Origin of the sequence: Streptomyces olivaceoviridis (assembly GCF_014650115.1) — a bacterium.
GTDB classification, from domain to species: domain Bacteria; phylum Actinomycetota; class Actinomycetes; order Streptomycetales; family Streptomycetaceae; genus Streptomyces; species Streptomyces olivaceoviridis.
The window spans coordinates 32,361-44,746 of sequence record NZ_BMUI01000011.1 but is presented as its reverse complement, the minus strand read 5'-3'; the positions used below and the strand labels follow the sequence as shown (position 1 = coordinate 44,746).

The window sequence follows — 12,386 nt, the reverse complement described above, 5'->3', positions numbered from 1 at the left end:
GCGAGGTCAGCCGGGCACGGGCCCCGATTTCTTGGCGCGGTCAGCCGGCTTGGGGCTCCGCCTTCCTGAGCGCGGTCCGCTGGCCCGGGGCTCCGCTTCCTCAGCGCGGTCCGCCGGCCCCGGGCCCCGCTGCCTCAGCGCAGGACGCCCTCGATGAAGTCGCTGCCCAGCCGGGCCACCGCGGACAGGTCCAGCTGGTGCTGGACGTACCGGCCGCGCCGGCAGTCGGTGACCAGGCCCGCCTTCTTCAGCACCGTCAGGTGCCGGGATATCTCGGGCGCCGACATGCCGTGCGCGTCGGCCAGTTCGCTCGTGGTGTGCGGGGCGCGCGCCAGGTGCCGGCACAGCCGCATCCGCACCGGGTGCGCCAGGGCCTCCAGCCGGCGCGTGAGCTGTTCGACGGAGGGGGCCTGCGGCCGGGGACCGCTCGCGGGGTAGGTGATCGAGGGCTGCCAGCCGTACCGGTGCAGGACCATCACGTGCGGCCAGCCGAGGCTGGTCGGCACCAGCACCAGGCCGCCGTCACCGGTGGCGGCGCGGCCCACCAGCAGCTTGTCGACCGTGACGAGCCCGGCCTCCTCGTCCAGCGAGACGGCTGCGGACAGGGACGCGAGGGCCTCGCCGAGTCCTTTGCGGCGCAGCAGCTCGGTCTTGTGCCGGGCGTCGGCGGCGAGCTGGGGCTGGATGCGGGCCCAGGTGTCGGCGAAGAAGGCCTCGTCGCAGTCGAGCATCAGATCGCGGAACCAGGCGCGCACGGCCGGCGGATCGGTCAGCAGGCGGCGCGTGAACCGCTCCTGCACGGCACCGCGCGCGGCGGCCAGTTCCAGGGAGCGGCGGCGCAGCTCGGGGTCGTCGAGCGGGCCGGGCTCCTGGACGTCGTAGCGGAGCTGGCAGGTGAACTCCAGGGCCGCGTTGACGAACTGCTCGTCCGTCAGTTCGTCGAGCTGGTCCAGCTCTTCGGCGAGCGTCGCGCCGGGGAGCGCGCGCCCGCCCGGGAGGCCGGCGAACGGGGCGAAGACGTCCGAGAACGTCGTGCGCCACAGGAAGTCCGCCTCGCACAGCCGGTCGGCCAGGCAGGGCTCCAGCCGGGAGGAGACGGCGGTCGCCCAGCCCCGCAGCTCCGGGTGGTGCCCGGGCTCGCTCAGCGCGTGCAGCGCCATCCCCAGCTCCGCCAGCGGAGAGGGCACGACGGAGACCCTCTCCAGGGGCAGTCCGGTGATGTCGATGGTCACGCTCATGCCCCCATGGTGCACCGGGCCACTGACAGTGCCCCCGTGGATTGACGTCAGCCGTCAATCCACGGGACATCCGTGCCGGTCAGGGGCAGTGTTGGGGACACCGGGGCAGCCGCGGAGCCCGATCAGTCACCGGTCAGCCACGTCCCCAGAAGGCGATCCGCCATGAGCATCACCCAGCAGTACCTCCTCGACAGCTACCGCGCCCGCCTGCACGGCGAGCCCGGGCCGCCCGCTCCGGGCCGCCACGACCTCGGCCTCCTCCGCGAGGTGCGCGACCACCGGCGCTTCCACGCGGTCATCGCCGGACGCCCGGCGCACGGACGGCTCCGGCGGGCCCTGACCCACCGGCTGCGCTCCCTGGCCCGCCGGCTGCGCCCCCGCCCCCTCTAGGCCCTGTCCGGCAGGCGGTCCACGAAGTCCCGTACGGCCGCCCGGACGTCGTCCGCCGTCCACTCCAGTCCCGCGGCCTGGACGCCGACCTCCGTGAACGCGAGGCCGGGCCCGCCGGTGTTCCAGACGCTCGCGAAGAGCATCACCGAGGTCTCCTCGGCCTGGCGGAGGGCCGCCTCGGCGGCCACCTCCGGCTCGTACGGCAGCCAGACCTGGAACTGGTGGGTGTGCGGCTCCTCCGGGTGGACGCGGGACCAGGGCACCCCGGCCGCCGCGAAGCCCTCGCGCAGCGCGGCGGCCACCACGCGCGCGTGCCGCACGTACTCGGGCAGCCGGGGCACTTCGCGGTCCAGGCCGATGAGCGCGGACAGGACGGTCGGGAACTGCTGGAAGACCATGCCGCCGTACCGGTGCCGCCAGGTCTTCGCCTCCTCCACCAGCGTCCTGGGACCGGCGAGCGCGGCGCCGCCGAAGCCGCCGACGGACTTGTAGAACGACACGTAGACGCTGTCGGCGAGGCCGGCGATCTCCGCCAGGGGGCGCCCGAAGTGCTCGGTGCACTCCCACAGGCGCGCGCCGTCGAAGTGCACCACCGCGTCGCGCTCCCGCGCCGCCTCGACGGCCTCGGTCAGCTCCTCCCAGGTGGGCAGCACGAAACCGGCGTCCCTCAGGGGCAGCTCCAGCATCAGCGCCCCGAAGGGCTCTTCGAGGTCACGTATCTCGGCCGCCGTGGGCAGCCGGCGCTCACCGCCCACCCTGACCGGACGCAACCCGCTGACCTGGCTGAAAGCCTGCCGCTCATGCACCTCCGGGTGGGCCAGCGGGTGCAGGGCCACCGCCGGGTTCCCGGTGCGGGCCGCCCAGCAGCGCAGGGCCACCTGCTGGGCCATGGTGCCCGTCGGGAAGAACGCGGCGGCCTCGGTGCCGAGCAGCGCGGCGACCCGCTCCTCCAGGGCGGCCACGATCCGGTCGCCGTAGACGTCCCCGGGCTCGTCCAGGTCGTACACCTCGGCACCGGCCTCCTGGAGCAGCGCGAGCCGTTCGCGGATCGAGTCCCGGGGGGTCGCGCGCGCCAGGACGCGCCGCGCCTTCCGCTGGGCGACCCTGAGCCGCTCCCGCAGCCGTTCCTCAGCCGATCGTCCGTCGTCCTGCTCAGCCACATCAGTCATGCCGTGGATCATGCCCCGCACGGCCTCCGCGCGGCAGCCGGGTTTCCTGAGACGAGGACCGGACGAGGACGAGGCGAGGACGAGGCGGGGACGAGGCGGGGACGAGGCGAGGAAGCGGGCGAGGGCGTGGTGAAACCCACAGCCTGTGGACAACCGGCCGCCGCCCCACCCGATAGCGTTAACATGACGAGAAATCGTCCGGTACCCAGAGCGGACTGGAACGGGAAGGCCACCGTCGCGTGAGTACAGTCCACCAACCAGACCTCAAGGACCGCCCCGCGCGGCTCACCGTCGGCGTCGTCGGCGCCGGTCGCGTGGGCCCCGCGCTGGCCGCGTCCCTCCAGCTCGCCGGGCACCGCCCGGTGGCCGTCTCCGGAGTCTCCGACGCCTCCCGCAGGCGCGCCGAGACCATGCTCCCGGACGTCCCGGTGGTGCCGCCCGCCGAGGTGCTCCAGCGCGCCGACCTGGTGCTGCTCACGGTCCCCGACGACGTCCTGCCCGGCCTGGTCGCCGGCCTCGCCGAGACCGGCGCGGTACGGCCGGGACAGCTGCTCGTGCACACCTCCGGCCGGTACGGCGCGAAGGTGCTCGACCCGGCCCTGCGCGCGGGCGCGCTGCCGCTGGCCCTGCACCCGGCGATGACCTTCACCGGCACGCCGGTGGACGTCCAGCGGCTCGCGGGCTGCTCCTTCGGCGTCACCGCGCCCGAGGAGCTGCGGCTGGCCGCCGAGGCCCTGGTGATCGAGATGGGCGGCGAACCGGAGTGGATCAGCGAGCAGAACCGCCCGCTGTACCACGCGGCCCTCGCGCTCGGCGCCAACCACCTGGTGACCCTGGTCGCGCAGTCCATGGAACTGCTGCGCACCGCCGGTGTGGCGGCGCCCGACCGGATGCTCGGCCCGCTGCTCGGGGCCGCCCTGGACAACGCCCTGCGCTCCGGCGACGCCGCCCTGACCGGCCCGGTCGCGCGCGGGGACGCCGGTACGGTCGCCGCGCACGTCACCGAGCTGCGCAAGCACGCCCCGCAGACCGTGGCGGGCTACCTCGCGATGGCCCGCGCGACCGCCGACCGCGCGCTCGCCCACGGTCTGCTGAAGCCGGAACTGGCCGAGGACCTCCTCGGGGTACTCGCCGACGGAGACCACGCCGGCCAGGGAGGCGAGGGAACCGACGGAACGAACGGCTCCGACGGCACGAACGGCACCGAGGGGAACGACCGATGAGCACCGCCCTGCTGAGCACCGCCGACGAGCTGCACGCGCGTGCGCGCCACGGCCGCCGCGCCGTCGTGATGACCATGGGCGCCCTGCACGAGGGCCACGCGACGCTCATCCGTGCCGCGCGGGAGGCCGCCGGTCCCGACGGCGAGGTCGTCGTCACCGTTTTCGTCAACCCGTTGCAGTTCGGCGCGGGCGAGGACCTGGACCGCTACCCGCGCACCCTGGACGCCGATCTCAAGCTTGCCGAGCAGGCGGGCGCGGACGCCGTGTTCGCGCCCGCCGTGGACGAGGTCTACCCGGGCGGCGAACCCCAGGTACGCGTCTCCGCGGGCCCCATGGGCGAGCGCCTGGAGGGTGCCTCGCGGCCCGGGCACTTCGACGGGATGCTCACCGTCGTCGCCAAGCTGCTGCACCTCACCCGCCCCGACGCCGCCCTGTTCGGCCAGAAGGACGCCCAGCAGCTGGCCCTGATCCGGCGCATGGTGCGGGACCTGAACTTCGGCGTCGAGATCGTCGCCGTACCGACCGTCCGCGAGGAGGACGGGCTCGCCCTGTCCAGCCGCAACCGCTACCTCTCGCCGGGCGAGCGTCGTACCGCCCTCGCGCTGTCCGGCGCGCTGTTCGCCGGCCGGGACCGGCACGCGGCACAGGAGGCGCTGCGCGCGCGGGCCCGGGAAGTGCCCTCCACGCAGGCGCGTGCCGAGGCGCTGAGCGCCATCGGGGAGTCCCGCGCGGCGGCCGACGCGCACGCGGTGGCCACCGCCGCGCCCGGCGGCCCGGCGGCCGTCCGCGCCGCCGCCCGCCAGGTCCTGGACGAGGCCGCCCGCTTCGACCCGCCCCTCCGGCTGGACTACCTGGCGCTGGTCGACCCCGCCGACTTCACCGAGATCGGCGACGACTTCACCGGCGAGGCCGTCCTCGCCGTCGCCGCCCGGGTCGGCACGACCCGGCTGATCGACAATCTTCCCCTCACCTTCGGAGCCGCCTCGTGACCAGCACAGGCATACGACTGCACGCGCCCGCCCCCGGGTGGAGCATCTCCGCGGACGTGGTCGTCGTCGGCTCCGGAGTGGCCGGCCTGACCGCGGCGCTGCGCTGCGAGGCCGCCGGGCTCACCACGGTCGTCGTCACCAAGGCCCGCCTGGACGACGGCTCCACGCGCTGGGCGCAGGGCGGCATCGCCGCGGCCCTCGGCGAGGGCGACACCCCCGAGCAGCACCTGGAGGACACCCTGGTGGCCGGAGCGGGCCTGTGCGACGAGGAGGCCGTGCGCACCCTCGTCACCGAAGGCCCCGACGCGGTCCGGCGGCTGATCTCCACCGGTGCCCACTTCGACACCGACGGCGAGGGCGACATCCACCTCACCCGCGAGGGCGGCCACCACCGGCGCCGCATCGCGCACGCGGGCGGCGACGCGACCGGCGCGGAGGTCTCCCGGGCGCTCGTGGAGGCCGTACGCGCGCGTGGGCTGCGCACGATCGAGAACGCGCTGGTCCTGGACCTGCTGACGGACGCCGAGGGCCGTACGGCCGGGGTCACCCTGCATGTGATGGGCGAGGGCCAGCACGACGGCGTGGGCGCCGTGCACGCGCCCGCCGTGGTCCTCGCGACCGGCGGCATGGGCCAGGTGTTCTCGGCGACCACCAACCCGTCCGTGTCGACCGGCGACGGCGTGGCGCTGGCGCTGCGCGCGGGTGCCGAGGTCAGCGACCTGGAGTTCGTGCAGTTCCACCCGACCGTGCTGTTCCTCGGCGCGGACGCCGAGGGCCAGCAGCCGCTCGTCTCCGAGGCGGTGCGCGGCGAGGGCGCGTACCTGGTCGACGGGGACGGCGTGCGCTTCATGGCGGGCCAGCACGAACTGGCCGAGCTGGCGCCCCGGGACATCGTCGCCAAGGGCATCACGCGGCGGATGCTGGAGCAGGGCGCCGAGCACATGTACCTCGACGCCCGGCACTTCGGCGCCGCCATGTGGGAGCACCGCTTCCCGACCATCCTGGCCGCCTGCCGCGCCAACGGCATCGACCCGGTCACCGAGCCCATCCCGATCGCCCCGGCCGCCCACTACGCCTCCGGCGGCGTCCGCACCGACGCGCGGGGACGCACCACGGTCCCGGGCCTGTACGCGTGCGGCGAGGTCGCCTGCACCGGCGTGCACGGCGCCAACCGGCTCGCGTCCAACTCCCTCCTCGAAGGTCTCGTCTACGCCGAGCGGATCGCCGCCGACATCGCCGCCGCCCGCGCGGCGGACGGCCTGCACGCGCGCGTGCCCGTACCGGTCCCGGACCCCGAGAAGCCGGCCCATCCGCTGCTCACCCCCGAGACCCGGTTCGCCATCCAGCGGACCATGACCGAGGGCGCGGGCGTGCTGCGCTCCGAGGAGTCCCTCGCCAGGGCCGCGGACCAGCTCCAGAGGCTGCGCACCGAGGCCCGGGACGCGCTGGAGGAGAACGGCAAGACCGCCGAGCCCGGCGTGGACACCTGGGAGGCCACGAACCTCCTGTGCGTGGCCCGGGTCCTGGTCGCTGCCGCCCGGCTGCGCGAGGAGACCCGCGGCTGCCACTGGCGCGAGGACCGCGCCGAGCGCGACGACGCGAACTGGCGGCGCCACATCGTCGTACGGCTCAATCCGGACCGGTCGCTGGCCGTACGCACCACCGACACCGCAGACTTCCCCCCTGTCCGGTAACACCAGCGCCCCAGGAGCAGTGACAGACGTGAGCACCGACGACCTTCCCCTCGCCTCGACCGGCGGCTGCGGCGACGGCTGCACCTGCGGCGCCGAGGGCGACGAGGAGTACCTGGAGTGCGGGCTGGACCCCGCGCTCGCCGAACTGCTGGCCGTTGCCGGACTCGACCCGATCGAGGTCGAGGACATCGCCAACGTCGCCATCCAGGAGGACCTGGACGGCGGTGTGGACGTGACGACCGTGTCGACCATCCCGGAGGAGGCGGTGGCCACCGCCGACTTCACCGCGCGCGAGGCGGGCGTCGTGGCCGGCCTCCGGGTCGCCGAGGCCGTGCTCTCCGTGGTGTGCACGGACGAGTTCGAGGTCGAGCGGCACGTGGAGGACGGCGACCGCGTCGAGGCCGGGCAGAAGCTGCTGTCGGTCACCACGCGCACGCGTGACCTGCTCACCGCCGAGCGCAGCGCGCTGAACATCCTGTGCCGGCTGTCCGGCATCGCGACCGCCACACGCGCGTGGGCGGACGCGCTGGAGGGCACCAAGGCGCGCGTGCGGGACACCCGCAAGACGACGCCGGGCCTGCGGTCGCTGGAGAAGTTCGCCGTCCGGTGCGGCGGGGGCGTCAACCACCGCATGTCGCTGTCCGACGCGGCCCTGGTGAAGGACAACCACGTGGTCGCCGCCGGTGGCGTCACGCAGGCATTCAAGGCGGTACGGGAAGCCTTCCCGGACGTGCCGATCGAGGTCGAGGTCGACACCCTGCACCAGCTGCGCGAGGTCGTGGACGCGGGCGCCGACCTGATCCTGCTGGACAACTTCACGCCCGGCGAGTGCGCGGAGGCCGTCGGCATCGTCGGCGGGCGGGCGCTGCTGGAGGCCTCCGGGCGGCTGACGCTCGCGAACGCGCGCGCGTACGCCGAGACCGGCGTGGACTTCCTGGCCGTCGGCGCGCTGACCCACTCCTCGCCGATCCTGGACATCGGCCTGGACCTGCGCGAGGCGGAGTAACGGCCATGCTGCTCACGATCGACGTCGGCAACACGCACACCGTCCTCGGGCTGTTCGACGGTGAGGACATCGTCGAGCACTGGCGCATCTCCACGGACGCGCGCCGCACGGCGGACGAGCTGGCGGTACTGCTCCAGGGCCTGATGGGCATGCACCCGCTGCTCGGCGAGGAACTGGGCGACGGCATCGACGGCATCGCGATCTGCGCGACCGTCCCGTCGGTGCTGCACGAACTGCGCGAGGTCACCCGGCGGTACTACGGCGACGTACCCGCCGTCCTGGTCGAGCCGGGCGTCAAGACGGGCGTGCCGATCCTCACCGACAACCCCAAGGAGGTCGGCGCCGACCGGATCATCAACGCGGTCGCGGCCGTCGACCTGTACGGCGGTCCGGCGATCGTCGTGGACTTCGGTACGGCGACCACCTTCGACGCGGTCTCCGCGCGCGGGGAGTACGTCGGCGGGGTGATCGCGCCCGGCATCGAGATCTCCGTGGAGGCGCTCGGCGTCAAGGGCGCGCAGCTGCGCAAGATCGAGGTGGCCCGGCCGCGCAGCGTGATCGGCAAGAACACGGTCGAGGCGATGCAGGCGGGCATCGTGTACGGGTTCGCCGGGCAGGTCGACGGGGTCGTCGGCCGGATGGCACGGGAGCTGGCCGACGACCCGGAGGACGTGACCGTGATCGCCACGGGCGGTCTGGCGCCGATGGTGCTGGGCGAGTCGTCGGTGATCGACGAGCACCAGCCGTGGCTGACCCTGATAGGCCTCCGCCTGGTCTACGAACGAAACGTGTCACGGCTGTGAGCGAGGCCCGGCGCCCGACCGGGCGCCGGGCCGTCCCGCGAACGCCCCCGACCGCCGGTGGCACCGGATGAGGGAAGCCGGAGCGACACGCGGGGGGAATGCGATGCGGAATCGTCACTTTTGTCCGATTAGTGGGTAGCGTCGCCGCATGCCCACGCCATACGGATCCCGCGGCGGCATGGCGTTCGGCGTGGAGGAGCTGCGTGTGCTCCGCCGCGCCCTCGCCCTCGCCCTTCACCCCGGCCACGCCTCCGCCGAGGACGTGCAGGACTGTCTCCGCCTCGCCGAGTCGCTCGACGAGGCGATGTGCGAGGGGGCCAGACTGCGCGCCTTCCTGGTGGCCGACCTGGGCCGCTACCGGGCCGCCCTGCCGGGTACCGCCGCCGGTTACCTCACCCTCCTGGAGGAGGTGCTCGGCGCCGGGCACCGGCCGACGCCGGACGATCTGGCCGCGCTCCGGGCGCTGCGCGGGAACCCCTCGGCGGCGGCGCTGCTGGACCGCTGCCAGGAGCTGGCCGAGCAGGACGTCCGGGCGCGGTTCGCGCAGGGCGGGCGGAAGGTGCCTGCGCCCGCCGTGCCGCCCGCCAGGACGCGCCTGCTGGCGCTTGCGGGCGGCGCGGGGGAGTCCGGGGCCGCACAGGGCGAGGGAGGGGCCGACGAGCCCTCCAGGCCCCCGCAGGAGCCCGGGCGGGAGCCGTCGCCCGGCCCCTCGGAGCGGCCGGCTCCGGAACCGGTCGCCCCCAAGCGGCCCATCCCGACGCCCGGAGAGGTCTTCCCGCGCCGCAAGCCGGCGCCCCCGGCGGAGTCCGCGCCGCACCAGCTGGCCGCGGGCTGAGGACTTAAGGGCGCCCCTGCCCCTTTCGGGCGTTCCGGTGTGGCTACTCTGGAGCCATGGACGTCATCTCCGCGCTCGTGCCCCCGGTCGTCATGGCCGTGTTCTTCATCGGTGTGGTCAGGGTGATCGTGAAGACCCAGGGCGGAGCCGCCAAGGCCAAGGAGGACGCGGCAGTCGACGCCGCCCTCGCCCGCGCGGAGGGCGCCCGCAATGCCTCCGCCGCCGGCGACGCCTGAGCGGACCACGGCAGAGCTCGCCGGATCACCGCAGGTCACAGCCCTTCGGTTCGGTTCTCGGGCCGCCCGGCGGGCCCACCGGACCAGCTCGCGGCCGACCCCGGCCGTCCCTCGGCGTACGGCTCCCCGCGCTCCGGCGCCACACGAGTCGTACGCCCTTTTTGTTCGCGTTTGTAGCCCTACTGCACGTCCGGCACGCCATTGCCGGGATCTCCCACTATTGTTCTGAGTTGTGCCTCGCCCATTGGGAGAACTCGAAGACGCGGTCATGACGCGGGTGTGGAAGTGGAACCGCCCGGTGACCGTTCGAGAAGTCCTGGAAGACCTCCAGCGGGAACGCTCCATCGCCTACACCACCGTGATGACCGTTTTGGACAATCTCCATCAGAAGGGCTGGGTGCGTCGCGAGGCCGAAGGGCGGGCCTATCGATATGAGGCCGTGTCGACGCGAGCCGCGTACGCCGCCGCCCTCATGAACGACGCCTGGTCGCAGAGCGACAACCCGGCCGCCGCTCTCGTCGCCTTCTTCGGCATGATGAGCGAGGAACAGCGCCAGGCCCTCAGGGACGCCGTACGCATCGTCCAGGGACCGGAAGAAACCCGGGAAGCCCCCGAGGCCCGCCAACAGGAACCCGCCGAAGCCCGGCAAGAGGAGAACCCCGGCGCGCCGGAGGGCACCGACGGGCGATAGCGTCCGCTCATGTCAGCAGAGCGTCCCGAAGTCTCCGCAAAAGCCATCACCGTCCGCCGGGCCCGGACCAGCGATGTCCCCGCCGTGCGCCGCCTCCTCGACGCCTACGTCCGCGACCGCATCCTGCTCGACAAAGCGACGGTCACGCTTTACGAGGACATCCAGGAGTTCTGGGTCGCCGAACGCGACGACAACGCCGAGGTGGTCGGCTGCGGAGCACTGCACGTCATGTGGGAGGACCTCGCGGAAGTCCGCACACTGGCGGTGAAGCCCGGCCTCAAGGGTGCCGGCGTCGGTCATCAGTTGCTGGAGAAGTTGCTCCAGACCGCGCGCTGGCTCGGCGTTCGACGCGTTTTCTGCCTGACCTTCGAAGTCGACTTCTTCGGGAAGCACGGCTTCGTGGAGATCGGGGAGACGCCGGTCGACACCGATGTGTACGCGGAGCTGTTGCGTTCCTATGACGAGGGCGTCGCGGAGTTCCTCGGTCTCGAACGAGTGAAGCCGAACACCTTGGGCAACAGTCGGATGCTTCTGCATCTGTGATCGTCATTGCCCCGGTGGCCTATGTCCGAAACGCGCATGTTTCCGGACGGTGGCGGTCCGCCGAGTCACTCCCGGGGGTTTGTGTTTTTCCGGCAAAAGCGGTTTGCTTTCCGACGTACTGCAGTACTGCATATAACAGGGGCGGCGAAACGGCGGGCGCCGCACACCCCCTGGCCCTCAACGTTATCGATGAAAGGAAATGCGGTGGCACAGAAGGTTCAGGTCCTTCTTGTCGACGACCTCGACGGCGGCGAGGCGGACGAGACCGTGACGTTCGCGCTGGACGGCAAGACGTACGAGATCGATCTCACGACTGCCAATGCGGACAAGCTGCGCACGCTTCTTGACCCCTATGTGAAGGGCGGGCGTCGTACCGGCGGCCGTTCCTCCGGCGGTCGTGGAAAGGTGCGTGCCGCCACTGGCGGCAACCAGGACACCGCGGCGATCCGCGCCTGGGCCAAGGAGAACGGTTACGAGGTCAACGACCGCGGCCGGGTTCCCGCGTCCATCCGCGAGGCCTACGAGAAGGCCAACGGCTGATCCCGCCGGTCGGCGGGATGACCGGCGCACGCGCGCCGCAGCCGGACCCGGTGACACTGCGCTGCCACCGTGTCCACCAGTCGCGCGAGATCGGGGACGCCCCCCTCGCGCCCCACGGGGGGCGCCGCCGGCACGGTCGGCATGGCGGGCAGCGAGGCCTCGACCTCACGTTCCGGACCGGGGGGCCGCAACCACACGGCGGCCCCCTGTGCGGACGGCTCGCGCGGAATCCCGGCCCGTACGGATCCAGTCCGTACGGCGGCGGTCCCCGCGGGCGGCGGGGCCTGGATCGTGTCGCCCGCCCCGAGGGCGCGTAGGTCCAGGGCCACCGTGCCCCACTCCAGCCAGGCCAGCAGACCGGGCAGCTCCTCCGCGCTGCCCGCGGCCACCCAGAGCTGCATCCGGTCGCCCCGCAGGGCCGCCGGGGAGCCCGGCGCGAGATGCCGGAGCGCCTTCGCGCCCGCCTCGGCCGGTACGTCCAGCACGTCGAACCGCACCCCCGTACGCAGCCGGAGCGGCCGTCCGGGCACGGTCGGCCACCCCAGATCGTTCTCGTACCAGTGCCGGGCCCGGACCTCCGGGCCGGTACGGAGTCCGGCGGCCGGGGCGCCCGGATCGACGGGCCGGCGGGGAAGGGGGACCGTGGAGGTCATGGGGACCGAGCCAACCATGCCAGGAGCAACCGCCGGACCCCCCTTCAGGTTACGCTGGGTGCCCCTTCGGCTGCGCAGAGTGCCGGAAGAGGGGGCGTGTGGGGGCCTGGGGAGGCGCAAGGTTGTTCGCCCATAGCGGAGGGAACCGGTGCGCGCCGCATGGAGTGTCAGTCCCTGCGGGTAAGACATGCCTAGTGGGAGGGGGCGACACGCAGGAAAGGCCGTCTCACGTTCGCCATCGGCGTACTGGCGACTGGGGTAACTGCCTGGCCTGCGGGAACATCGTCTCGCACCATCGGGTTGGAGCAGATGTCGGCGTCACGGGTCAGGAGGCCATCGACGGTGTCGGCAGTTGGAATGAGCGGTCCCCGCTTGC

The 12,386-nt window shown here is 73.2% G+C and carries 14 protein-coding genes; 11 read left to right on the top strand and 3 right to left on the bottom strand.

From position 1 onward, the window contains the following. Positions 1 to 134: 134 nt before the first annotated feature. Entirely contained in the window at positions 135 to 1,238 is a 1,104-nt protein-coding gene (locus IE273_RS21465; RefSeq protein ID WP_189816802.1) for a DUF5937 family protein, read from the bottom strand. 162 nt (positions 1,239 to 1,400) lie between these two features. On the opposite strand from IE273_RS21465, the gene IE273_RS21460 reads away from it, so the two are divergent. Further along, a complete protein-coding gene (locus IE273_RS21460) occupies positions 1,401 to 1,628 on the top strand; it encodes a hypothetical protein (protein ID WP_189816801.1) in 228 nt (75 codons plus the stop codon). Here the strand turns inward: IE273_RS21460 and IE273_RS21455 are convergent. Further along, a complete protein-coding gene (locus tag IE273_RS21455; protein ID WP_189816800.1) occupies positions 1,625 to 2,797 on the bottom strand; it encodes a threonine aldolase family protein in 1,173 nt (390 codons plus the stop codon). The genes IE273_RS21460 and IE273_RS21455 overlap by 4 nt on opposite strands. 239 nt (positions 2,798 to 3,036) lie before the next feature. On the opposite strand from IE273_RS21455, the gene IE273_RS21450 reads away from it, so the two are divergent. From IE273_RS21450 to IE273_RS21405, 10 genes are all read left to right on the top strand, one after another. Beyond that, positions 3,037 to 4,020 carry a Rossmann-like and DUF2520 domain-containing protein gene (locus IE273_RS21450; RefSeq protein WP_189816799.1) on the top strand — a complete coding sequence of 328 codons (984 nt, stop codon included), beginning with the start codon at positions 3,037 to 3,039 and terminating at the stop codon, positions 4,018 to 4,020. Beyond that, entirely contained in the window at positions 4,017 to 5,009 is a 993-nt protein-coding gene (gene panC / locus IE273_RS21445; RefSeq protein WP_189816798.1) for a pantoate--beta-alanine ligase, read from the top strand. The genes IE273_RS21450 and panC overlap by 4 nt, the downstream gene beginning before the upstream one ends. Next, entirely contained in the window at positions 5,006 to 6,703 is a 1,698-nt protein-coding gene (locus tag IE273_RS21440) for an L-aspartate oxidase (RefSeq protein ID WP_189816797.1), read from the top strand. Before panC ends, IE273_RS21440 begins: the two co-directional genes overlap by 4 nt. A gap of 28 nt (positions 6,704 to 6,731) precedes the next feature. Continuing rightward, positions 6,732 to 7,709 carry a carboxylating nicotinate-nucleotide diphosphorylase gene (nadC, locus tag IE273_RS21435; protein ID WP_189816796.1) on the top strand — a complete coding sequence of 326 codons (978 nt, stop codon included), beginning with the start codon at positions 6,732 to 6,734 and terminating at the stop codon, positions 7,707 to 7,709. Between the two features lie 5 nt (positions 7,710 to 7,714). After that, a complete protein-coding gene (locus IE273_RS21430; RefSeq protein ID WP_189816795.1) occupies positions 7,715 to 8,512 on the top strand; it encodes a type III pantothenate kinase in 798 nt (265 codons plus the stop codon). Positions 8,513 to 8,690: 178 nt separating this feature from the next. After that, positions 8,691 to 9,347 carry a hypothetical protein gene (locus IE273_RS21425; protein WP_189816967.1) on the top strand — a complete coding sequence of 219 codons (657 nt, stop codon included), beginning with the start codon at positions 8,691 to 8,693 and terminating at the stop codon, positions 9,345 to 9,347. A 56-nt stretch (positions 9,348 to 9,403) separates the two neighbouring features. Then, positions 9,404 to 9,583 (top strand): hypothetical protein, encoded by a 180-nt coding sequence (locus tag IE273_RS21420; protein ID WP_189816794.1) that lies wholly within the window; start codon positions 9,404 to 9,406, stop codon positions 9,581 to 9,583. Between the two features lie 268 nt (positions 9,584 to 9,851). After that, positions 9,852 to 10,274, top strand: a complete 423-nt coding sequence (locus IE273_RS21415; RefSeq protein ID WP_189816793.1) for a BlaI/MecI/CopY family transcriptional regulator — start codon at positions 9,852 to 9,854, stop codon at positions 10,272 to 10,274. Between the two features lie 9 nt (positions 10,275 to 10,283). Then, positions 10,284 to 10,817, top strand: a complete 534-nt coding sequence (locus tag IE273_RS21410; RefSeq protein ID WP_030651520.1) for an amino-acid N-acetyltransferase — start codon at positions 10,284 to 10,286, stop codon at positions 10,815 to 10,817. Between the two features lie 204 nt (positions 10,818 to 11,021). Next, positions 11,022 to 11,357 carry a histone-like nucleoid-structuring protein Lsr2 gene (locus IE273_RS21405; protein WP_014674143.1) on the top strand — a complete coding sequence of 112 codons (336 nt, stop codon included), beginning with the start codon at positions 11,022 to 11,024 and terminating at the stop codon, positions 11,355 to 11,357. Here IE273_RS21405 and IE273_RS21400 read toward each other — a convergent pair. Further along, on the bottom strand, positions 11,336 to 12,010 hold the full coding sequence (locus tag IE273_RS21400; RefSeq protein ID WP_229887320.1) for an SCO3374 family protein: 675 nt from the start codon (positions 12,008 to 12,010) through the stop codon (positions 11,336 to 11,338). The genes IE273_RS21405 and IE273_RS21400 overlap by 22 nt on opposite strands. Between the last annotated feature and the right edge of the window lie 376 nt (positions 12,011 to 12,386).